The organism is endosymbiont of Galathealinum brachiosum, from assembly GCA_003349885.1.
GTDB lineage: Bacteria > Pseudomonadota > Gammaproteobacteria > SZUA-229 > SZUA-229 > SZUA-229.
On sequence record QFXC01000013.1, the window covers coordinates 335,817 to 358,385 of the forward strand.

General features: G+C 39.0%; 22 protein-coding genes. 9 read left to right on the forward strand and 13 right to left on the reverse strand.

Translation table 11 applies throughout. The annotated features are described in order from the left end of the window. Positions 1-127 precede the first annotated feature (127 nt). The 4 genes from DIZ80_14335 to DIZ80_14350 all read right to left on the reverse strand — a co-directional run bounded on the left by DIZ80_14335 (position 128) and on the right by DIZ80_14350 (position 5,122). Entirely contained in the window at positions 128-1,339 is a 1,212-nt protein-coding gene (locus tag DIZ80_14335; protein ID RDH81280.1) for an NnrS family protein, read from the reverse strand. A 106-nt stretch (positions 1,340-1,445) separates the two neighbouring features. After that, positions 1,446-1,835 (reverse strand): hypothetical protein, encoded by a 390-nt coding sequence (locus tag DIZ80_14340; protein RDH81281.1) that lies wholly within the window; start codon positions 1,833-1,835, stop codon positions 1,446-1,448. 11 nt (positions 1,836-1,846) lie between these two features. After that, a complete protein-coding gene (locus DIZ80_14345; GenBank protein RDH81692.1) occupies positions 1,847-3,040 on the reverse strand; it encodes a Ni/Fe hydrogenase in 1,194 nt (397 codons plus the stop codon). A gap of 201 nt (positions 3,041-3,241) precedes the next feature. Continuing rightward, positions 3,242-5,122 carry a hypothetical protein gene (locus DIZ80_14350; protein ID RDH81282.1) on the reverse strand — a complete coding sequence of 627 codons (1,881 nt, stop codon included), beginning with the start codon at positions 5,120-5,122 and terminating at the stop codon, positions 3,242-3,244. Positions 5,123-5,252: 130 nt separating this feature from the next. On the opposite strand from DIZ80_14350, the gene DIZ80_14355 reads away from it, so the two are divergent. The 3 genes from DIZ80_14355 to DIZ80_14365 all read left to right on the forward strand — a co-directional run bounded on the left by DIZ80_14355 (position 5,253) and on the right by DIZ80_14365 (position 8,256). Further along, entirely contained in the window at positions 5,253-6,959 is a 1,707-nt protein-coding gene (locus DIZ80_14355) for a proline--tRNA ligase (GenBank protein RDH81283.1), read from the forward strand. 62 nt (positions 6,960-7,021) lie between these two features. Then, positions 7,022-7,609 carry a transglycosylase gene (locus tag DIZ80_14360; GenBank protein ID RDH81693.1) on the forward strand — a complete coding sequence of 196 codons (588 nt, stop codon included), beginning with the start codon at positions 7,022-7,024 and terminating at the stop codon, positions 7,607-7,609. Further along, complete coding sequence (locus DIZ80_14365; GenBank protein ID RDH81284.1) at positions 7,609-8,256, forward strand: Crp/Fnr family transcriptional regulator; 648 nt, start codon at positions 7,609-7,611, stop codon at positions 8,254-8,256. Before DIZ80_14360 ends, DIZ80_14365 begins: the two co-directional genes overlap by 1 nt. Before the next feature lie 19 nt (positions 8,257-8,275). Here DIZ80_14365 and DIZ80_14370 read toward each other — a convergent pair whose 3' ends face one another. Continuing rightward, entirely contained in the window at positions 8,276-10,918 is a 2,643-nt protein-coding gene (locus tag DIZ80_14370; GenBank protein ID RDH81285.1) for a hypothetical protein, read from the reverse strand. Next, the gene (locus DIZ80_14375; protein ID RDH81286.1) at positions 10,915-11,838 is read right to left on the reverse strand and encodes a phosphonate ABC transporter substrate-binding protein; all 924 of its coding nucleotides are present in this window, start codon (positions 11,836-11,838) and stop codon (positions 10,915-10,917) included. The genes DIZ80_14370 and DIZ80_14375 overlap by 4 nt, the downstream gene beginning before the upstream one ends. A gap of 177 nt (positions 11,839-12,015) precedes the next feature. Between DIZ80_14375 and DIZ80_14380 the strand changes: the two genes are divergently transcribed. Further along, entirely contained in the window at positions 12,016-12,204 is a 189-nt protein-coding gene (locus DIZ80_14380; GenBank protein RDH81287.1) for a DUF2892 domain-containing protein, read from the forward strand. Between the two features lie 59 nt (positions 12,205-12,263). Here DIZ80_14380 and DIZ80_14385 read toward each other — a convergent pair whose 3' ends face one another. The 5 genes from DIZ80_14385 to DIZ80_14405 all read right to left on the reverse strand — a co-directional run bounded on the left by DIZ80_14385 (position 12,264) and on the right by DIZ80_14405 (position 17,666). Next, on the reverse strand, positions 12,264-14,042 hold the full coding sequence (locus tag DIZ80_14385; GenBank protein ID RDH81288.1) for a type II secretion system protein E: 1,779 nt from the start codon (positions 14,040-14,042) through the stop codon (positions 12,264-12,266). Between the two features lie 98 nt (positions 14,043-14,140). Further along, a complete protein-coding gene (locus DIZ80_14390; GenBank protein RDH81289.1) occupies positions 14,141-14,890 on the reverse strand; it encodes a hypothetical protein in 750 nt (249 codons plus the stop codon). A 16-nt stretch (positions 14,891-14,906) separates the two neighbouring features. Continuing rightward, positions 14,907-16,187, reverse strand: a complete 1,281-nt coding sequence (locus DIZ80_14395) for a hypothetical protein (protein ID RDH81290.1) — start codon at positions 16,185-16,187, stop codon at positions 14,907-14,909. 66 nt (positions 16,188-16,253) lie between these two features. After that, positions 16,254-16,799, reverse strand: a complete 546-nt coding sequence (locus DIZ80_14400; protein RDH81291.1) for a thioredoxin — start codon at positions 16,797-16,799, stop codon at positions 16,254-16,256. A gap of 159 nt (positions 16,800-16,958) precedes the next feature. After that, entirely contained in the window at positions 16,959-17,666 is a 708-nt protein-coding gene (locus DIZ80_14405) for a hypothetical protein (GenBank protein ID RDH81292.1), read from the reverse strand. Positions 17,667-17,844: 178 nt separating this feature from the next. Here DIZ80_14405 and arsC point away from each other — a divergent pair, with 178 nt between their 5' ends. The 5 genes from arsC (at position 17,845) to DIZ80_14430 (ending at position 20,735) form a co-directional block, all read left to right on the forward strand. After that, a complete protein-coding gene (gene arsC, locus DIZ80_14410; GenBank protein RDH81293.1) occupies positions 17,845-18,198 on the forward strand; it encodes an arsenate reductase (glutaredoxin) in 354 nt (117 codons plus the stop codon). Further along, positions 18,199-18,795, forward strand: a complete 597-nt coding sequence (locus tag DIZ80_14415; protein ID RDH81294.1) for an NAD(P)H-quinone oxidoreductase — start codon at positions 18,199-18,201, stop codon at positions 18,793-18,795. Between the two features lie 6 nt (positions 18,796-18,801). After that, positions 18,802-19,185 carry a DUF2069 domain-containing protein gene (locus tag DIZ80_14420; protein ID RDH81295.1) on the forward strand — a complete coding sequence of 128 codons (384 nt, stop codon included), beginning with the start codon at positions 18,802-18,804 and terminating at the stop codon, positions 19,183-19,185. 90 nt (positions 19,186-19,275) lie between these two features. After that, on the forward strand, positions 19,276-19,698 hold the full coding sequence (locus DIZ80_14425) for a hypothetical protein (GenBank protein ID RDH81296.1): 423 nt from the start codon (positions 19,276-19,278) through the stop codon (positions 19,696-19,698). Positions 19,699-19,886: 188 nt separating this feature from the next. Further along, complete coding sequence (locus tag DIZ80_14430) at positions 19,887-20,735, forward strand: hypothetical protein (GenBank protein RDH81297.1); 849 nt, start codon at positions 19,887-19,889, stop codon at positions 20,733-20,735. Positions 20,736-20,771: 36 nt separating this feature from the next. On the opposite strand, the gene hda is transcribed toward DIZ80_14430, so the two are convergent. Together hda and DIZ80_14440 are read right to left on the reverse strand one after the other, a co-directional pair. Next, a complete protein-coding gene (gene hda, locus DIZ80_14435) occupies positions 20,772-21,461 on the reverse strand; it encodes a DnaA regulatory inactivator Hda (protein RDH81298.1) in 690 nt (229 codons plus the stop codon). A gap of 24 nt (positions 21,462-21,485) precedes the next feature. Continuing rightward, positions 21,486-22,565: an AI-2E family transporter gene (locus DIZ80_14440; GenBank protein ID RDH81694.1), complete on the reverse strand. Its 1,080-nt coding sequence runs from the start codon at positions 22,563-22,565 to the stop codon at positions 21,486-21,488. Positions 22,566-22,569 lie beyond the last annotated feature (4 nt).

The following is a 22,569-nucleotide window of genomic DNA, read 5'->3' on the forward strand; positions in this document are numbered from 1 at the left end:
CCTGATCATTTGGCTTGTCAGCGTCCTGACCTCCACAGCTACCACAACAACTCATCTTTCTGACCTCATATTAAATTCTATAAGCTGTCATAATAATTGAGCTATTAACAAATATAATTGACTTTTGTTAACCGGGACGACCATCAGCCCGTTCTGTAACCAGCATAGGTGCATAAAAATACATATATATAGTAAATGCTAACACCCATAACACACCCGCTATACCAATTGCCCAGAGAGTTAACTCAGGCAGCCATGCGGGAATTGTTACACGCACAATTGTTGCGAATAAAATAAATAAATAAGCCGTAGTTATTAAACGCGGTGGATTTAGCTGACGCCCCGTATGACCTAATGTCACTCTTGATATCATTGCCAATATCATTCCACCAATGGCTCCCACCGTAATACTGTGTAAAGCAGTACTAATATTACCCATTAAGCCCAGACTATAAAGTGCCAGCAGACCAAACCCCAGGGGTATGAATATATACGCCATATGTAATGACCATAATAAAGGCTCCGATTTACAGTGCTGAAATCCCCACCGGGAAAAACGCCAGCCATTTGCCAGTGCAGCTATAACTGACGTTATCAGTAAAAACATCGGTGGCACACTATCAAAACCAGTGAATGCGATAATCAGTAATAGAATAATGCTCAGAATGCTTATTATTTCCAGCCCTTTGATCGGTGGTTTTTTAATACAACGCGTTGTATTAGCTGTAAACGCGGGTATGACCCGGCCACCTAATATAGTAATAATTAAAGAGAATAGAATAATAGTCCCGTGTAATGCATGAATAGCGACATCCGGTTGATTATAGATAACCGCCCAATGACCACTGGCATTCAGTAAACTTAAAACAAATAATATGGGTACAAACATCAAATTGCGCCACTGCTTTACTTTTATGACCGGATAAGCCATTGCGAGGGTCGCGAGTAATAGAAAACTAACGTCACCCAGCGCTATCGCCCAATCGGCTATACCATAAGACGAACCAAATGCCAGAAGCAAGCGCCCCAGCAACCAGCTTAAAGCTAATACGGCAAGTGGTTTACCTCTTACACCAATGACACCCGTCCATGACTGCACTGCTGTTAATAAAAACCCGACAACGATAGCCGAGCCAAAACCAAACAACATTTCATGCCCATGCCACCAGACGGGGCCTCCATGCGGCATCCAGGTGGAAGGGCTTACCCAGAAGTAAGTCCACCATCCAATAGCGATAATAGAGAACAGGACGCCACCCAGAAAAAGCGGTCTAAAAGCCAGGCGTAATAAGGGAGGAATAGCTAATGCAATACGGCTGTCATCAATATTTAAGGGCATGGGAATGATATATCCATGAAAAAACTAGAGTTTACATAATGTTTTTTTGACTGAACAGGATAAAAGTCAAGAATGATCGGTGCCACTATTGGTTGTAAATAGCGGTTTACTTCTGCCCTCCCCTATAACGATAGCGTCTGTGCTTTTGAAGACGCAGATTTAAGGCACTAATCATTTCATCTTCATTTATGAATCCATCCTTATCACTATCAACTTCTTCAAATCTTAATAGAGGTAATGACTGCTTTTTTTTTCCTCTTGCAAGTTTTACTTTATCCTCAATATGCTTCTCAAAATAATAATACTCATCCCTACTTAACAATCCATTTTTATCAACATCATAAATAGAAAAAGCACGCTCACCCCGTTTCATTTTTTTTGTTGATACAGGGTCATTGTTTTTAGCTAATACTTGCTGTTCAACTTTATGTACAGAGCAGGATATTAATGAAATTATTGATATAATCATTAAGCATTGATAAAAATGAATATTCATACTTACCCCTGTTACTTTGTTGACTTTAAATACGCTTCCAGAATTTTAATCTGATCGTTAGAAAATTCGAGTCGTCGATGTGCTCGAATGCTGTTGTCACGAAGTAATTTAGAAATATTTTCAGCATCAACTTCAAACTCAGAAGCATTAGTAGAGTGACAATAAACACAATTATCCTGATAAAGATTACGACCTTCTTCTACTGCACTATCAGTTGTTTCATTCACAGGTTTAAAAGCAAATGCAATATCATCCATACTTTGATATAAACCGCCCCTGTCCCAGAAATCAGGTTCAGAACAACCTATACAGGGATGGCCTGACTCAACAGGAAAACTGGTTCCCTTATTCCATTTATGAACTGCACAGGCATTATGAGTAACCGGACCTTTACATCCTAGCTTATACAAACACCAGCCTTTACGCGCACCTTCATCATCAAAACTTTCAGCGAATTTCTCTTCTTTATAAAAATGATATCGGGAGCAACGCTCATGCACTGTATTACCGTAAAAATTAACAGGGCGTTTCAACTCATCCAGAGCAGGAAATTTATCAAAAGCAAGATAGTGAGCCAGCACACCACTAATTGCGACAGGAAGTGGTGGGCAACCGGGAATATTAACTAAGTATTTTTCTGCAATAAGTTTCATATCCATCAGACTCGCTACACTTGTCGCACCTGTCGGGTTTGGCTCCGCCGCGGGTAAACCTCCAAAAGCAGCGCAACTTCCAACAGCAATTACAGCAGCAGCCCCTGCGCTACATTCTTTTAAAATATCCAGATTCGTTCTACCGGCAATGGTTGAGTAGACACCACCATTAGCAATGGGAATCGATCCATCAACTATCAATAAATATTTTCCATATGAATGATTCATTGTGTCTATTCGGGCCTGTTCAGCTGCCTCACCCGAAGCGGCCTGCAAGGTATGGTGATAATCAAGCGAAATGTAGTCAAACATCAATTCTTCGATGGTGGGTGCATGTGAGCGAGTAAGTGACTCGGTACAACCCGTACATTCCTGAAAAGAAAGCCAGATAACGGATGGACGAACAGCATGACGCAGTTTTTCAGATAAGGCGGGAATTGCGCTAGCAGGCAGTGCGAGTAATGAAGCCATTGCAGCACAATATTTCAGGAACGACCGGCGACTTACTCCCTGTTGAGAGAGATAACTTTCAAAACTGACTGACTTAGACATTGTATCTATTTTCATAGGTCACAACTAATATTCAGTAATTTGACGTGTTAAACAGAAAGCGCATAGACAGATAATGGCTCTACCTGTTTACCTATACACGCTCATTTTATAATATGCATTGTTATTCAACTAAACATATAACAATAATTTTTAATAAATATGACATGAATCAATCAGCATTTTCTAAACCATAAACCAATGTTAGAAATAGATTAAATAGCTCAGTTTCAGCTCTTTTACTTCAAATTTTTCATAATCAGTCATTTCATATTCAAATCTCAATGCATGATCATCTACAACATTAAACTGAGCCCCCACATTCAATTTTTGAATACCTCCCTCTTCACCTGATACATCGCCAGATAATTGATATTCTATTTCTGTTTGCCCTGAAAATACTGAGTTATCAAACTCCCACAAGAGCCCAGTATTAAAACCTAAATATAATGCATGATTATTTTCTAATTCAGTAGCATATTCAAATTGGGTCTGCGCCAGTGCATACATCAAAACACTTTTAACTTCTGCGCTATATCCCATTGCAAACTTAAATTCAAATTCTGTAATCTCACTGTCTACAGTTAAATTTCGTTGTTTAACCTGAAATGATATTTTTTTTGAAATCGGCGTAGCCCAGGGACTCACGGCAACAATTGACTGAAGTGAAAATAAATTTAATTTTTCCAGTTTCAGCTTTTCCTGCCGTTGATACCAGCGAAACTGAGCTTCTAAAATGCTAATCGATGCACCATTAACAAACCCATCAGATTTATCTAACAGGTCATGAAATACAGGGCGTATTCCGATTTCATAAAATGGCTCAGTCTCTTTATTTCCTACATCATATTCTCCTGCTGATAATTGTAAACGTGCGGACAGGTGAGATGATTCTGGCGGAATAGTATCAAAATTAAACTTATGTTTTTTTATCGACAAATGACTACGTGAACTTAATATATCAAACTGTAAAGACTGTTGTTCAGCAGAAGGTTCTTTAAACTGATCCAGAACGACATCTGCTAACTGGTATACCTGTACCTGTTGATCTTCTGAATATTTATGCGATATATCAGAAATTGTTATTTCATTTTTAGCCAGTGCAAAAGCATCATCCCTCACACTTTGATCAACTTGCTCTGACATTTGAGAAATTTTATTATGAACAGCTGGTCGATAATGACTTTCTGAAATCAAACCTGCCTGCTCAATATCCCGTACCGTATCAACAGGCGCGGCATAAATCGGATGAGCATCAATACTCATATTTATATTTTCCCTTGCCACATCTAGCAGTGCTAATAGTCGATATGAGCAATTTTCACGGAAAAAGAAGTAATCAAAATGAATCCCCCTAACCTCCCATAAATGTCTAATTAACTGATCTATTTCCTCTTTATTTAAATTTAATTTATATTCCCAGATATCCCGTTGCTCAATATCACTGTATTCCTGTAACGTTTCATAATATGCCTGTAAAAAGAACCGCCCCTGATACCCACCTGTAATACCTTTCCATGAATAGACCAGTAGATTATCTGACTCAACGTGTGATGCGGCATAACTTAAAGTCTGGCTAAGCAGATGGTTATTATCAGGACGATCAAAACGAATGAAGGTATGACCAAACATAGATGCCGGGTTTTCCAGATACATACTGGGAAATAATAAGGTAATCTGTGAGCCTTTGATTTTTTCCTGCCAGTTTTTCAACTTCCCGCATTCCATTTCAGGCAATAAATGACTGAAATTCAACCGGGCATCTAACCAGTGAAATCTGGCTGGAAACAGGCAACGAGGATGAGCTGATGTTTTATAACTAAAGAAACCACGTATGTCAGCCTCTAACTCAGCCTGGGCATCATAAGCGCCATTTTCAGCGAGAAAGAAATCACGCCCATCAACCTGACTTTCATAACCGCCCAAAAAAGTACTTTTATAATGCAGTAGATTCAACCAGGCTGTTTTTTCACTCAACTTCTGCTTTCTGGCTTTCTCTATAAAAATTGCTGCCGAATCAATTTCTGTCACTCCATATGAAGTAACTGGCATAAAAAGCACGTAAAATAGCAATATTATCCACATAAGCTGTAGATTCTTATTCACGACACCCCAATAGTTTTGTAAAATCCCCTGCAATTCAAATATCCTGATTTGATTACTGTTTATTATGGTAATTTAAGTAGGCATTTTATCCAATTACAGGTCAAGCTCAATGCGCGTATCAAATTTTCCACTTTCAACCCTTAAAGAAACTCCTGCTGATGCCGAAATTATCAGCCATCAGTTAATGTTACGAGCCGGTCTGGTTCGTCGTCTGGCGTCTGGTTTATATACCTGGCTTCCACTGGGTATTCGAGTATTACGTAAAGTCGAAAATATCGTGCGTGATGAAATGGAAAAAGTTAATGCTCTGGAAGTACTGATGCCCGGTGTTCAGCCAGCTGAGTTATGGCAGGAGTCTGGCCGCTGGGATGAATACGGTCCTGAACTTTTACGTTTACATGATCGTCATCAGCGAGAATTTTGTCTGGGCCCTACCCACGAAGAAATTATTACTGATCTGGCACGTCGTGAACTATCCAGTTATAAGCAGTTACCGATTACCTGGTATCAGGTACAGGCTAAATTTCGTGATGAAATTCGCCCACGCTTCGGTGTAATGCGCTCCCGTGAGTTTATTATGAAAGATGCCTACTCTTTTCATATCAATCAGGAATCATTACAGCAAACTTACGATCAGATGCATCAGGCCTATACCAATATCTTTACCCGATTTGGACTGGATTTCAGACCGGTAATGGCTGACTCGGGCTCCATTGGCGGCTCTGGATCACATGAATTTCATGTACTTGCAGATTCCGGCGAAGATGCTATCGCATTTTCCAGTGGTTCAAATTATGCCGCTAACATAGAAAAAGCCACTGCGCTTCCTCCACAGGATAAACGAGCGGATGCCAGTGAAGAGAAAACTGTCGTTGATACTCCCGGCAAACACAGTATCGAAGAAGTATCTGAATTTCTGGGTATAAATGCCAGCCAATGTTTGAAAACACTCTTAGTTGAAGGAACTGAAGAAAATTCAGTCGTTGCTCTGGTGTTACGTGGTGATCATGAACTCAATGAAATTAAAGCCGAACACCTGGAACAGATTGCCTCACCATTAAATTTTGCTACCGAAGAGCAGGTAAAAGCAGCAGCCGGTTGCGCACCTGGTTCGGTTGGTCCTGACCTGAAAATCACCGTTATTGCAGACCATAATGCGGCACATGTCGCAAACTTTGTCTGTGGTGCCAATGAAGATGGTAAACACCTACAGGGAGTAAACTGGGGTCGCGATATTGCAGAACCCATTACGGCTGATTTACGTAATGTCGTCGCAGGTGATAACAGCCCGGATGGAGAAGGCACTCTTTCCATTGTTCGAGGCATTGAAGTAGGACATATATTTCAATTGGGTGATAAATACAGCGAAAAACTACAGGCTACTGTGCTTGATGAAAATGGCTCAAAGAAAACAATGACTATGGGCTGTTATGGTATAGGTATAACTCGTGTTGTAGCTGCTGCGATTGAACAGAACAATGATGATAACGGCATTATCTGGCCACAGAACATAGCACCTTTCGATGTGGCTCTAGCACCAATTAATATGCAGAAATCTGAACGATTAAAAGATGCAGCGGAAAAGTTATATAAAGAATTATCCGATGCAGGATTAGAAGTACTGATGTTTGATCAGAAAGAGCGTCTGGGTTCAATGCTGGCTAATATTGAATTAATTGGTATACCTCATCGTCTGGTATTAGGTGAACGCGGTCTGGATGATGCTAAAATAGAATACAAAGGTAGAACGGATGAAGACAAACAGGAAGTTGAGCTGGATAACATTGTTGAATTTTTATTAAACAAAAAACAGTAATATTAAGGTAATCAGAGAAATACAACAAAAGTGTAATGACGTATTTAAATAAAATTAATTTTATGAACGCCGGATTTCGTAACAACGTGTTCCGGTTATTTTTACTTTTTTTTATTTTTACTCTGGCATTACCAAATGCAAATTCGACACAAGTCGTTGACCCGGAACTTCGCAAGCGCCTTATTTCTGCTATCAACCAGTCTAGTAGCTTCGAAGACCGATTTCATGCCGAAGTCTGGTTACTTGATATGTCGACACGATTAAAAATTCGCATTGAAGACTCAAAAACCCGTTTAAAACTACTTCGCAGCATACACCGTGAAGCCAGCCGTGTTGCTTTACCACCTGAATTAATTATTGCTTTAATCGACATTGAAAGCCGCTTCGACCACTTTGCTATCTCCCGGTCCGGTGCTCAGGGCCTGATGCAGGTTATGCCTTTCTGGTTAAAAGAAATTGGTCACCCACAAGACAACCTGATGGACATAGATACCAATTTACGCATGGGATGCACTATTCTTAAGTATTATATGGATATAGAAAAAGGAAATATTCGTCGTGCCCTGGCCCGATATAATGGTAGCCTTGGCTCATGGGTTTACCCGGACAAAGTGATGACTGTGTTAACTAAACACTGGTATAGAAGTTAATGACTGATATTGATATTTCACTTGAAGAATTACTTCAACAAAAAGAGTTTGAGTATATAAATAGTCAATCTCAAAAAGTTACCGTACCTGCAAATAGCACGGTTTTTCGTCAGGGAGATTCGTGTAAAAATTACTTACTGGTTTTAGATGGCTCAGTTAAAGTATTTAGTCGTGCAGAGAATGGTCGTGAAATTATTTTATATCGTGTAAAAAAAGGTGAATCGTGCACGTTAACCACCGCCTGTTTATTCGCAAGCAACCCGTATCCTGCAGAAGGCGTAACTGAAACTGATTCCACTGCACTGATGATTCCTCTGCCCGTTTTTAATAAAGCTCTGGCTGAGTCTGATAAATTCAGAAAAATAATTTTTGATCAATATGCTCAGCGGCTCAGTGACGTCATTAATCTGGTTGAAAACTTAAGCTTTGGCCATATAGATATTCGCCTTGCACGTTTATTATTAAATTTAAGCACCAATTCAGAGACCATTGAAACAACCCATCAGACACTGGCGACTGAGTTAGGTAGTGCTCGGGAAGTGATTAGCAGACAGCTAAAAGAGTTTGAACGCAAAGACATAATTTCTCTTCAGCGAGGAAGTATAAGAATAACCAATAAGAGTGACTTACAGAAAATAGCTGAATAGCTCATGTTCAAAAACTGCTTTATTTATCATCCAGCTTCGTACGTATTGTTTTCAACAACTCAACAACATCAACCGGTTTAACCAGTTTCTGCTTATACAAATCAGTTACTTCTGAAGAAAACTCCTGATCATCATCATAACCACTTAATATCTGAATTATGACTTCTGGATATAGTTTTTGAACCAAAGACGCTAGATGATAACCATCCATATTAGGCATAATCACATCTGAAAGCAGCAAGTCCACTTTTTCTTTTTTTAGTATTTCTAACGCTTCTTTCCCGCTATTAGCGATTAATACACAGTATCCATGTGATGACAATATCTCTCTATTAAGCAAGCATATAGATGATTCATCATCTACCACTAAAATAGTTTCATCCCCCTTACCTGGCATTACTGCAGCAACAGAAGAAGAATCTAAACTTGATAGTGTCGATTGTTTAGCGCGAGGAAAATAAATTAATATTTCCGTTCCTCTATCTATTTTTGTATTTACATTAACCAGGCCTTTAGCCTGTTTAACAAATCCATAAACCTGACTTAATCCCAACCCTGTCCCCATATCACCCTTTGTTGTGAAAAATGGATCAAACATATTCTCACGCGTTTTATCATCCATTCCTGTACCGGTGTCTTTTATTACTAATAATACATATTCACCCGGCATTACATCAAAGCCACTTACATCTGAAATTTCAAGTTTTATATTCTTCGTTGATATAGTTAATGTTCCACCTTCAGGCATGGCATGCATCGCATTAATACATAAATTAAGAATCGCGTCCTCCAGGCTTCTTTTATCCAGTACAATCGGCCAGATAGACTCCTCGAGCAGCAGATCAAGATGAATACGAACAGTTAACGTTTTCGCTAACATATTTTTATCATCGTGAAGTAACTGATTAAGATCAACTAATTCTTCAGTGGCTGCTTTTTTTCTCGAAAAAGCAAGTAGATTACCCGTCAGTTTTTTAGCTCTTTCACCTGCCGTGTTAATTTCCTTGATGTACCTGTATTCTGTTGATGATTCATTAATTACATTTTGTAATAATTCTGAATAACCCAGAATAACACTTAACATATTATTAAAATCGTGAGCAATGCCTCCAGTCAGTTTACCCAAAGCTTCCATTTTTTGACTATGCCTTAAGAGTTCTTCCTGCTGTTTAAGCCTTGTAACATCATGACATGAAATAATATAACGCTGCTTTTCTCCGGCAACTTCAGATAAATCTGTAACAGAGCAAAGAATACGAAGGTTTTCACCTTTTTTGTTTTGAGTTATTACCTCTAAACCAGACTCAGAAATATAATCACCGGATTTATTCAGGTAATGTTTAATCACATCTACATCTGAAATCAGATACTTTAACTCCTTATTCTTTAATTCCTCATTGTCATAACCGAACAAAAGTTCACCTGCATGGTTAATATTTTGTATATCTCCATTTTCATTCACAGTTATTAAAGTTTCGAGCATGGACTCGATAATATGCTGTTGTTCAAGTTGTTGCTGGTGTATTAACTTTTCAGCCTCTACACGTTTTGTAATATCAACATGTGTTCCGCTCATAAGTTTAGGCGTGCCATCTTTATCTCTTTCCAGTTCACCACGAGAAAGCACATAAACCCAGCTTCCATTTTTATGTTGCATACGAAATTCAACTTCAAATTTACGTGCAAGCCCATCCATACATTGTTTAATTTTTGACTTAACCCTTTCTATATCATCAGAATGAGTCAACCTTTCCCAGGTTTCAAAAGTATATTCCAGTTCATCGTCGTCATAACCCAGCATACTTTTCCAGCGCGGTGAATAATAAACATAGTCTTCAGGAATATTCCATTCCCATAAACCATCATTTGAACCACGAAGAGAGCGAGAATATCTTGCCTCACTTTTATGTAATGCATTATGGGTAGTAATAATTTCCTTTTCACGTTGCTCTAAGGTATCCAGCATTCTATTGAACTGACGAGCAAGCTGGGCAGCTTCATCAGTACCCTGTGCAGGTGCTCGACGATCGGTTTGTAACCCCTTTTCAATATCAGTAGCCACTTCCTGAATGCCATATAATTTTCGGGTTAATCGTATACCCATTATATTTGCGAGCACCATGCCCACAACAATTGCCACTAACGCATAAATTACACCATCTATAACTATATTTTTAATCTGCTCCTGAGTTGTATGTTGAGCAATACCAATTCGAATCCAGCCTACATGCTCTTCGGCTACAATTACCGGTGTAACTACATCAACTAACTCAGCTGTTTGAAAGAGAATAGTAAGCTCTAATCTATCAGGTAAATCAGTTATAAACTGACCTCTTCGTTGACGATCAGTATGGGCAAGAATCAGACCTTTTTCATCAACAGCCATAGCAAAATTTAATTCAGGGTAGGATCTTTGCGCATCGATAATTTCCTGAAGACCGGTCACATCATGTGATAATAACCAGCCACCTGATGATGTACTTACACTTTTAGCAAGTGCAGTTGCATAAGATACCTGCTCATTTAGTAATACATCCTGTTGTCGTAAACTAACATCCAGAATAAAAAGTGACATTAAAACTGCATGCACCATTACAACACCCAGAACGAGTTGTCGTCGTACACTTTTTGTTAAAAACGGCCAGATTTTATTTACAATCATTTTTGCTCTACTGGCCGAACTTTTGCTTCGAAGTTTTTAACAAACTCTCTAACAGGCGCATAGGATAAATCATTTGCCTGATGAAATTTTGATGTTGACATGTTTTTCAAAACAGCGAGCCCATCCGGACTATTCTTCAGGTTCATAAGTAAAAGCTGTACACGCTTTCCAAGTACATCGGGGATATCATCACGAACCATCACAGAATTATTCATAAGAGGAGCTGTTTCCCAGACCAGAGTAAGCTCAGCTGCTTCCTCTGGATGATCTCGCTGAAACAAACGCCATGGCGGGGGCCAGGTAACACCGACATCAGACTGTTTTAGATACGCATTCATAATGGCAGATTCCTGCGAACCAACGTAATTATTATTTATATCTTTATTCACATCTATACCCCGTTCATGTAAATGATACTGAGGCATTATGCAGGCAGCTAAAGCTGTATGAGATGGGTAACTTACCGTTTTCCCCTTAAGGTCTGTTATTTTAGTTATTAAACTATCTTTACGGACTATAAAAATTCCCTTGAAATCCTGTGCATCACCAGCCATCGCGATAACGCTATAACCCACCTTCATAGCCTCTAGTGTTTGCCAGGGATTGGGTAATATAAACTCGGGGTGACGTTCACGAAACTTATGTTCAAACGCCTGATAATCTCGGGACGATTCCAGCTTAAAGTTAACATCTTCAATATTTTTATTAAGATAGTTAACCAGGGGCTGGTATGCCTGTATTAGTTTTTTCGGATTATGTAATGGATGGATAGCCAGATAATAAGTTTTATCTTCCTGATCATTTGATTTTACTGAATACTGGGGGCCTTTTGATGCTCCATTATCATTATCACAAGCTGAGAGCACTAGAGCCAGGACCACGAGTAATACACTTTTCCATAAGTAACTGTATTTATTCATTTAGTTTCAATCCCTCACCTTTCACATGGTCAAAGTATAGACCAGAATAAGTGGCATTTACTGTATCAATTACCCCTTTATAAAAGATAATAATCTTATGTGACTTCATCACATACTCTCATCCTAAACTCCCTCAAAATAAGCCCATTATTAATAAATTATTTCTGAGGTGTAACTATGTGTAATGTTGGTGGAATCGATCGTATTTTACGTGTAATTGTTGGTCTGGCAGTTTTAAGCCTGGTTTTTATTGGTCCACAGACTCCATGGGGCTGGTTAGGTTTAATTCCTTTGGTGACGGGTGCATTTAGTTTCTGCCCGCTTTACCCATTACTGGGTATTAAGACCTGCGCAACTAAAGACTAATTTTAAGAATTCGGTGATACAGGGATTTATCACCTTTTTTAAAATTGAGCATTTTCTAATTAGTGCTCAACGGGTGGAGCAACTCTAAGTACTTCTTCGACAGTTGTTAATCCTGCCGCAACTTTCTGTGCGCCACTTAACCGTAATGGCCGCATGCCTTCAGCCATAGCCTGTTTTTTCAGATCCTGCATTTTAATATCGTCAACAATCAGATCTTTAATCTTATGACTGAAAGTAAACATCTCATAGAGCCCCATTCTCCCCATAAATCCGGTATTTCTACATTCCAGACAACCCACCGGTTTAAATACCTTTTTAGGCTTTGCCGGCTTCCAGGGTTTCACCAATGATTTCCAGATCCCTTCATCTATTTCAGCCTCCTGCTTACAATGGGGACACAATACTCTCACCAGACGCTGAGCCATGATACCCAGAATAGTTGACTGAATTAAATACGCTGGCACACCTACCTCCATTAAACGGGTGACCGCAGATGGTGCATCATTGGTATGCAGAGTAGAAACGACAAGATGTCCAGTTAATGCTGCCTGAATAGCAATATCAGCGGTTTCCCTGTCTCGAATCTCTCCTATCATAATGATATCTGGATCCTGTCGTAACAAAGTACGCACACCTGTTGAGAAATCCAGACCTATATTATGTTGTACCTGCATCTGGTTAAAACTACTTTCCACCAGCTCTATAGGATCTTCTACTGTACAGACGTTCACTTCCGGTTTCGCCAGCTGTTTCAAACTGGTATAAAGTGTCGTTGTTTTACCCGAGCCGGTAGGGCCGGTTACCAGAATAATTCCATTCGGCTTTTCAATCATTGATTGCCAGCGTTCATCATCAGACTGACTGAAACCCAGTTCTCTAAAGTTTTTAACCAGCACTTCTGGATCAAATATACGCATTACCAGCTTTTCACCAAATGCAGTCGGCATAGTCGACAACCGCAATTCGACCTCGATACCATCCGGTGTTCGTGTTTTTAAGCGTCCATCCTGGGGACGACGTTTTTCAGCCACATCCATGCGCCCCAAAATTTTAATTCGACTAGACACCGCGGCCATAACAGTAGAGGGCACCTGATAAACCTGATGCATAACTCCATCAATCCTGAAGCGCACATTACCCTGTTCACGTCTGGGCTCAAGATGAATATCACTGGCACGCTGATCAAAGGCATACTGTAATAACCAGTCAACAATATTAATTACATGCTGATCATTCGCATCCAGTTTTCCGGCACGACCTAGCTCCATTAAACTTTCAAGGTTACCAATTTCCTTACCGGTTCCCAGTGCTTCAGACTCTGCCCGGTTAACTGATTTAGAAACGGTATAGAACTCTAGAAGGTAACGAGAGATGTCTTCAGGATTAGATATAACCCGTTTGAATTCTTTATTATTGATACGGGAAAGCTCTTGTTCCCACTCACTCACATTCGGTTCAGCTGTAGCAATAGTAATGAACTTGTCATCAACAGAAACAGGTAAAATATTAAATCGAGCCGCATACGCATATGACATTACAGAGGTAACTTTTGCGACTTCAATTTTTAAAGGGTCTATTCGGTGATAAGGCATACCCACCTTATCTGCCAACCAGGTAGTTAGAATCTCTAATGATAGTAAACTACTGCCATTTCTTTGATCTATCCATTGACGCTCTGCAATAACACATAACGCATTTTTTTCCTGATATTCTTTACCCACCGCCAGTGTACGCAGCATATGTGCATTTTCACTGGTCACCATGCCGTCTTTTTCAAGCCAATTAAGCACCTCAATTATATCTAGCTTCTTATCGCTTTTTTTAATGACTGCATTCATATGGGGTTATGCCGTTTTGTTGTTTTTTATAAACTTTCAATGAGTGTAGCAAATAGAATAGCTCAAATCACCTTTTAACAGGTTCAGGAAAAACTCAATTAATAATTAAGCTTAATCAGTTTTTCGGGCTCAATCATTTTCGTGTAATAAAATACAGCTTCTAATTTATATTTATTATCTTTATCCGGTCGCATTGCAATAGACTCAATCTTTGCTGGAAATGCCTGTTGATCAACAATAACTTTTATTTCCTGACCTATATTAAATTGTGTTTTTTGCTGATAGCTTAATAAAGAAACTGCTGATGCCTGCTTCGCAGACACTAACTCAATAAATACTGCCGTTTTATTTTCATCTGAAATAACCATACTTTCAGTTATATTTGAGCTCAACACATAAGAAAAATCTCTTGCTTTTAATACTGAAAGTTTTGCCTGCCAACGGCTTAATAAACATTCAACATTTACTTCTTTCTGACTTTCAATTAATTTTTTATATTTTCCATCTATTATTTGCAACTCAACTTCAGACAATACTGTGCGTTCAAATAATTCTTCCGCCTGATCTAACTCAATTTTTGCATCAAATATTTCTGGATTAAACTTATCTGATTTTGCCTGACATTTTTTAATATGATAATTAAACGGAGTAATACCCAATTTTGCCAGAACCATACCTTCTTTAACTTTTTCTCCTACTTTAACCTGTACTTTATCAACAACACCATTCACGGCAAACCCATGTCTTTGGTAGTCGGTCCAGCCTAATTTCGCTTCAAGCTCGGCAGCCTGAGAAATCACATGAAATCCAATCAGCGTAATCATCACTAGTAATTTATTATTTTTCATAATCAATCCTCATTACTTATTGCAACAGATCTACGTCACCAGATAACAGTCGTAATTGCATTTTAGCTAAAGCCAGTTCAAAATTATTTTTAGCCTGTTTATATTGTATTTCTGAAATCGCGACCATCGAGTTACCCAGATTTGTTGCAACCTCCATTTCATACAAAGCACGACTTTTATCCAGCCTCAACTCCCTGAACTCCTGCGATGTTTGCAGCTGTTTTTTTCTTTGACTTAATACATTAATACTTTGCCACAGAGCCAATACACGTTTACGTAAATTAATTTTAATACTTAACAGTTTAGCTCGCAGCTTCATCCAGTCTGCCCTGGCTCTGGAAACATCTTTTTTGATACTGCTATTTTCATACAGGGGAATTACCAAACTAAGCTGAGCTCGCCATTCATCATTTGAACCCTTAATCCTTGCATATTCAGACACTTCAATTTCAGCATCTAAGCGGGGACCAAACTGATTACCTGCCGCTGATATTCTCTGACTCGCAGCTTCCAGCTGTTTCTCTACCAGTTTAATCTGAGGATTAGCCTGTAATACTTTTTCTAATAAAACTGAATATTCCGGTAATAATTTCTGAGAAGTATCTAAATCAGGCATTTTCAAATTTGAAGGCAATTCATCTGGTCTGTTTAACAGATCTGCTAATATTGCCCTGCTATGGCGTTGATTCATTTCACTTAACTGTCGCTGATGAAGAATATCTATATAATTATTTTCAGACTCCAGGAGATCCACATCAGATATTTGCGATAACGCATGCCGATCCTGTGCGGCCTCATAACTGATAAACGCGACAGCCATTGATTCATTATCCCATGCATATTTTAAATCGCTTAATATCACTTCAAAAAACTGTCTGGCTATATCAACTTTTCTTTGCCCAATGATAAAAGGTAAATGACTTTGTAGTGCCTGTTGTTCAGTTTGGGCTGCCAGTATATTTTCTGTAGACGAACCAAAATGATAAAGCGGCTTTATCACTCGTAATGAAACATGGCTATCATTAGATGACTGATCCAGAGCAATGGGTGATGGATCAATTAAAGCTGCTTCAAGCTCTAATTGTGCTCTAAAGCCTAAACTCGCTTCAGCCCGTTCAAGTTCAGATCTGGCCTCGACAATAGATGCCTGTGCTTCAATGATCTGGTAATGCTGAGCATCATCTGCCATATCCATTGCCTGCTTAAGAACAAGCGGATCAGGTAAAGGCTCAGCTATTAAAAGAGGAAGATAAATCAGGCCCATAAAAAAACTTAATATTTTATTTATAATATCCACTCTACTATTTTAAAATCTCGACTATTTTATTTACTGCAATTTTTAAATATTTAACAAAGTAATAATTTATTTAGTTATAGCAGCTTTACGCCTTGCACGTTTATAACGAGTAAAACTGGATTTTTTATATTCACCATTTACCATATATTCACCCAACCAGATAAACTCTTCAACACTGGATGTTGGCCCGGTATATTTAACTACTCTATTTCCATCTAAATCAAAAAAGGCGAATACTGGTGTTGCGCGAACCCGCTGCTGCTTAAATGAAAAATCTTTCTGTGTAGTCACATTACCCTGAAAGTCTGTCATTTCAACATCACCATCAATATTAACCAGAAAGATTTTAAAATGCTCTTTATAAAACGAAACAACTTCAGGCTGATTTAGAACGGTGGTTTTCATACGATGACAAAATGGACATTCATCCATTTCAAAAAAGATAAATACGCCTGCTTTACCTTCTTCTCTGGCTGTTTCGAGCTCTTCAGAAAAGTCGCCAAAGCCCTGATCAAAAAACACCAGCTCTTCTGCATGTATCCTGGTTTGTATAGAAACAGATAAAATGAAGATAAAAAATAAAAAACTACTTTTTGAATAATACTTAAACATACTTTTATTCTTTTCTAGCGACTCAGAAACTTCATTATAAGACAATCGTCTTAAAAAGTTATATATTTTTTACTTTTCTAATACATATTAAAATTCACTGAAAAAAAAAGGCCCGCATTTGCGAGCCCTCTTCAAAATCAGATCAAATAAGATTTTTGCTTATTGAGCAAGATACGCCTCATCAGAAGCCTCAGTTGAACCAACTGACCATGCACCACGTGTTTTAGCATGATCGATTGCAGCATCAACATCAGAACCAGATGCACTACGATCGATATCAAAAACCTGACCAGGATAAATCAAATCAGCATCTTTAATCTGGCTGCGATTCGCTTTATAAATTAATGGCCATTGGTAAGGGTTAGCATAAATGCTGTCTTTAGCAGAAATATTCCACAGATTATCACCACCAACAACTTCATATGAATTATCACCGTCCATCATTGCTCCACCCTGACGAGAAGAAGCACTGTCTTCAGAAGCGCCCGCTCCAGAAATAGCACCACTTTCCTTCAGTCTGGCATCCTGTTCTTTAGCCTGTTTCATAGCCATTTCAGCCTGACGCTGCGCCTGGTTAGCCAGTGTCACAGCTTTGTCATAATCACCAGCTGATAATGCTGCTTCAGCGCTCTTAATGATTTTTCCTGTATCACGCCATTCAGCGTTCATTTTCTTAGCCTGGGCATTAGTTGATTTTGCATCGGCAATTGCCTGCTCTGCAGTCGCCTGAGATGCGCCTTCATCTTCAGAGGTTGATGCACAACCTGCTACGAGGCCTAACACTAGCATCATCATAAAGAATGATTTAAAAAGGTGGTTAAATTTCATCTTAATACGTCTCCGGTAGACTTTTTTATAGTTAATCATAAGAAATTAGCAATGACACCCTGAAGTGTCAAGCAAATACCCTAAATAGGTTAGCTTTCATTAATACGTGTGACTTAAGTCATATTAAGCACTGTAGTAAACTGACTCCTAGTGATGCATCCGTAAATACGGTATTCTTGCCTCCCCCCAATAAAAAACACAGTCAGGTTCTCTAAAGATGACGGATACTACAAAAATATTCCATAATCCTAATTGTTCTAAATGTCGTTCAGCGATGGAACTGCTTTCAGAAAAAGGCATTCAGGCAGATGTAGTAGAATACCTGCAGGCTCCACCTGATAAACAGGAGCTTGAAGATATACTTAATATGCTGAAAATTGAGCCTCGTCAGTTAATGAGAACCCATGAATCTGAATATAAAGACAATAATCTGGCTGATGAGTCACTTAGTCGAGATCAACTCATTGATGCCATGATAAAATTCCCGATATTAATTGAACGCCCTATTGTCATCAGTAATGGCAAAGCTGCCATTGGGCGTCCTACTGAAACCATACTAGAGATTTTATAAGTGATTGAGATAATGGTCCTGTACTACAGTCAGGGTGGTTCTACCGCAGAAATGGCCCGCACGATCGCCAGAGGTGTTGAAGAAATTGAAGGCGTAGAAGCACGCTTACGAACAGTTCCGGCTATCTCAACCGTATGTGATGCAACTGCTCCTGTAGTGCCTGAAGCGGGTGCAGCTTATGCAGAGCACTCAGATCTGGAAGAATGTGATGGACTGATCCTGGGCAGCCCAACTCACTTCGGCAATATGGCTGCGGCTTTAAAGCATTACATAGATGGCAGTGGCAGCATGTGGATGTCCGGTGCTCTCATTAACAAACCTGCTGCTGTTTTTACCTCAACAGCCAGCATACACGGTGGACAGGAGTCCACTCTGTTAAGCATGCTCATTCCACTATTACACCATGGAATGATACTGATGGGTCTTCCTTACAGTGAAGCTTCATTACATAAAACAACAACAGGCGGCACACCTTACGGCGCAAGTCGACTCAACACGGATAGCAACACTCCACTAGATGAGGATGAAAAAAACCTGTGCCTGGCACTGGGGCGTAGAGTTGCAGAAACCGCAGTGAAACTAAAATCCACATCATAGAAAATAATGAATAATATAAAACTTACACGATTATGCACACTGGTTGGCTATTTTGGTTTACTGGTTTTCATTCCTGCCTGGCACTTACTGGTAGTACCTTTAAAGCCTGAATATATGTCAGTTACCTTGCTTGTGCAGGTAGGTCCTCTTATGTTTCCACTAAAAGGAATCCTGCATGGCAGGGTATATACCCATGCATGGGCGATGTACCTGGCATTATTTTATTTTATCTTAGGCGTCTGGTATGCAGGTGATGAAAGCACCCGCACTTTTGGCGTTATTTTTAGCCTGCTCAGTATCATGTTTTTTATTGGCTCCATGCTCTATACACGATTTCAGGGTATGGCAGAAAATGCCGCTGCTGCAGAGCGGACTGATACTGAAAATTGATCTAGATCATCTTCAAAATCCAACAACACGTTAGTCTATAAGGGCTTTCTATTTATAGGAAGGCCCTTACCCCTTATTTATGGAGCCGTTATGTATTCCCTCAGTGAGTTAAAAAAACAGAACCAGGAAATCAGTGATCTAATAGAAGTTCTGCGCGTATTATTCAATGATAAGAAACTGGTAAACAACCCTTTTGTCTGTGATCTGGTTTCACGTTTCAATGAAAAAGTATGGATGCATCTGGTATTTGAAGATAACACTATCTATTCCGAACTTGCCAAACACCATAATCCTGATATTAGTGAAATAGCAAAAAGCTTTCACGACAGTGCTAAAGAAATAAAAAAGGAATTTTCATGTTATGTAAAACACTGGTGTAAAGCTTCAGGTGCCGATCACCACCAGCAGGCTTTCTGTGGTGACTCATCTGCAATACTGGATAAAATCACACAGCGCATAGAATTTGAAACAGATAAGATATTTCCGCTGGTTGAGAAACACGTAGAAAATTAAACCCGCTACAGGATTAACAAATACACAAAGTACAGGCTTGAAACTCTGCACTCTGATAATATCGACAAGATAACAAATATCTTTTTCTGCTTATTATCATGACAGGCTTATTTATCTTTAATAATTAATGCCGCAAACGCATACTAAATAAATTAATACTCACATCTATTTTTACTTTTTTTGAAACTATGTCAATAAATACAAACAGAGTAAAAACTCAGCAAAACAACACTTTATTGTCTAATATTAAGCATATGTTTAATCGTCTCATAATATTTATATCAATCACCCTGCTTATTTCCGCCCCCTTTAATCAAAGTAACGCCTCAGACCTTGCTAAAGAAAAACGCATGATGGAGCAGGTTGCCGATTATGTTATGGACGGAGAAGTCACATTATTAAAAGACGGTTCACACGACTTCCTGTCCATCTACATGGAGTCAGATGAGCAACCTGCAAAAGGTGCCATTATCATTCTGCATGGTCGGGGTTACCACCCAAACTGGCCAGAACTTGTCTACCCTCTGCGCACTGGATTACCGGAGCATGGCTGGAATACACTTTCGATTCAAATGCCTGTTTTAAGCAATGATTCGACATTTTATGATTATATGAAGATTTTACCCGAGTCACACCCAAGAATAAGAGCTGCTGTTGATTTTTTAAAACAGGAGAACAATAAGAATATTATTATTCTAAGTCACAGCTGTGGTGTGCATATGGGCTTTGACTGGTTACACAAAAATCCGAAGGCAGGTATAACAGCTTTTATCGGTGTAGGTATGGGTTCAACTGATTATGGACAGCCCATGTTAAAGCCATTCCCACTAGAAGACATTAAAATACCCGTGCTCGATATACGAGGTGAAAATGATTACCCGGCAGTAAAAAGAAATGCCCCGAGAAGGCTGGAAAGAATAAAACAGGCAGGCAATCCTAAATCGCAACAACGTATTGTGCCTAAATCAGATCATTATTTTACAAATCGTGGTGATGCACTGTTAGAAGAAGTTGCTGACTGGTTAAATTCGCTATAACCCTATCTAACGATAAAAATTTAAACTTTAACTTTATCAATCACCCAATACAGATTTAACAAATGGAATAGTTAACCGTCTATGTTGCTGCAACTGTGCTTTATCGAGCGTTTCTAAAATCACAAACAGATCAGCAATGTCACGATGACAATTATTCAATAAATAGTTCGCTACATTATCTGCCAGATCAAAACCACGGCACTCCGCTCTTTGTTGCAATGCCAGACACTTTTCAGTATCACTTAACTCATTCAGTTTAAATACCGGACCCCATTGTAATCTTGAAATTAAATCATTGAGTTCAATGCTTATTTCAGTAGGCGGTTGATTTGCTGAAATAACCAGACGGGTATTATTTTCTCTGGCACGGTTTATCAGATCGAACAACGCTTCCTGCCAGTCCGGTTTGTCGCATAATAGCTGCACGTCATCTATGCAGCACACATCCATCTCTTCCTGCCCCTGAAACACTTCAGGCGAATAGCTTATTAACTGATGCAATGGCAAATAGCTGACGTTTATATTAGAGCCGGAATAATACTGACATAACGCCTGTAAAATATGCGTTTTACCGGCATTATGCATTCCCCAGATATAAACCTGTTTTTCAGAATCTAGTTTTTTATCTTTTAGTAGATCCACCAGCAACTGGTTATCACCTGTGACAAAATTATCAAAGGTAAAACTATCCTTAAGTGTGATATCCAGAGTTAATTGAGTAAACATTAATTTAAATTATCAGAAAAAATTTCAGGTAGCGTCATTAAAAATAGAACTGGATTTATACTCATTATGCATGTGACGTATCATTACTGCCAAAACAGCTGCAACCGGTAATGCCAGTAAAATACCCACAAAGCCAAACAATTGGCCACCAGCTAAAATAGCGAAAATAACAGCAACAGGATGCAAACCAATTTTATCACCCACTAACACGGGTGTTAACAGCATCCCTTCAAGCATCTGCCCAATACTAAATACAATAATAACCGGTATTAACTGCATCAAGTCATGGGTTTGCAATAACATGGCAACACTCGCAGCAATAATGCCAACAATAAAACCTAAATAAGGAACAAAACTAACCAGCCCTGCGAGCATACCAATAAGTAAAGCCAGTTTTAAATCAATAAACCACAGCCCTGTAGAATATACCGCACCTAAAGCAAGCATCACAATAAACTGACCGCGTAAAAACGCAGATAACACCTCATCAGATTCACGTGCAAGTTTTCTAATTATCGACTGGTTTTTTCTCGGCACCAGATCATCGATGTGTGTCATTAAGACATCCCAGTCACGTAACAGATAAAATGTCACTACAGGTATTAACACCATATTAGCTGCCCAGACTGTCAGAGCCAAACCCGATGATGCTACAGATGAGACCACCTGAGATATTATTCCACCTGCCTGAGCATAATGAGCTGCAAATAATTTTTTAAGTAAATCAAAGTCAAATACCGAAGTGTCTATGGCAAGATATTTAGCAACCTGAGGTAAAACATTATTTTGAATATGATCCAGGTATTCCGGCATATTTGAAACAAGATATGCTATCTGCTTACCCAATAACGGCAAGATTAAAAAAGCCATAATTGTTAATAAACTGAACAGCGTTATAAAAACAATAGTAACTGCTAAACTACGTGACAATTTAGATGAAAATCTGGGCTGGAATTTCATCTCCAGTCGATCTGCTATCGGATCGCCTAAATAAGCCAGTAATGCCGCAGCAAAAAAAGGCATTAATACGGGTGACAATAAATAAAAAACAAACCCTGTCAACGAAACGATCAGTAACATCATCCATTTTTGTGACTCTGAAATCTGG

Coding starts and splice junctions, on each gene's coding strand:
- DIZ80_14385 (RDH81288.1), bottom strand. CDS start 14,042: ATGAATGCAGTCATTAAAAAAAGCGATAAGAAGCTAGATATAATTGAG.
- arsC (RDH81293.1), top strand. CDS start 17,845: ATGACGGATACTACAAAAATATTCCATAATCCTAATTGTTCTAAATGT.
- DIZ80_14350 (RDH81282.1), bottom strand. CDS start 5,122: ATGTGGATAATATTGCTATTTTACGTGCTTTTTATGCCAGTTACTTCA.
- DIZ80_14390 (RDH81289.1), bottom strand. CDS start 14,890: ATGAAAAATAATAAATTACTAGTGATGATTACGCTGATTGGATTTCAT.
- hda (RDH81298.1), bottom strand. CDS start 21,461: ATGTTTACTCAATTAACTCTGGATATCACACTTAAGGATAGTTTTACC.
- DIZ80_14360 (RDH81693.1), top strand. CDS start 7,022: ATGAACGCCGGATTTCGTAACAACGTGTTCCGGTTATTTTTACTTTTT.
- DIZ80_14420 (RDH81295.1), top strand. CDS start 18,802: ATGAATAATATAAAACTTACACGATTATGCACACTGGTTGGCTATTTT.
- DIZ80_14355 (RDH81283.1), top strand. CDS start 5,253: ATGCGCGTATCAAATTTTCCACTTTCAACCCTTAAAGAAACTCCTGCT.
- DIZ80_14380 (RDH81287.1), top strand. CDS start 12,016: ATGTGTAATGTTGGTGGAATCGATCGTATTTTACGTGTAATTGTTGGT.
- DIZ80_14400 (RDH81291.1), bottom strand. CDS start 16,799: ATGTTTAAGTATTATTCAAAAAGTAGTTTTTTATTTTTTATCTTCATT.
- DIZ80_14340 (RDH81281.1), bottom strand. CDS start 1,835: ATGAATATTCATTTTTATCAATGCTTAATGATTATATCAATAATTTCA.
- DIZ80_14345 (RDH81692.1), bottom strand. CDS start 3,040: ATGTCTAAGTCAGTCAGTTTTGAAAGTTATCTCTCTCAACAGGGAGTA.
- DIZ80_14370 (RDH81285.1), bottom strand. CDS start 10,918: ATGATTGTAAATAAAATCTGGCCGTTTTTAACAAAAAGTGTACGACGA.
- DIZ80_14430 (RDH81297.1), top strand. CDS start 19,887: ATGTCAATAAATACAAACAGAGTAAAAACTCAGCAAAACAACACTTTA.
- DIZ80_14375 (RDH81286.1), bottom strand. CDS start 11,838: ATGAATAAATACAGTTACTTATGGAAAAGTGTATTACTCGTGGTCCTG.
- DIZ80_14425 (RDH81296.1), top strand. CDS start 19,276: ATGTATTCCCTCAGTGAGTTAAAAAAACAGAACCAGGAAATCAGTGAT.
- DIZ80_14335 (RDH81280.1), bottom strand. CDS start 1,339: ATGCCCTTAAATATTGATGACAGCCGTATTGCATTAGCTATTCCTCCC.
- DIZ80_14365 (RDH81284.1), top strand. CDS start 7,609: ATGACTGATATTGATATTTCACTTGAAGAATTACTTCAACAAAAAGAG.
- DIZ80_14405 (RDH81292.1), bottom strand. CDS start 17,666: ATGATTAACTATAAAAAAGTCTACCGGAGACGTATTAAGATGAAATTT.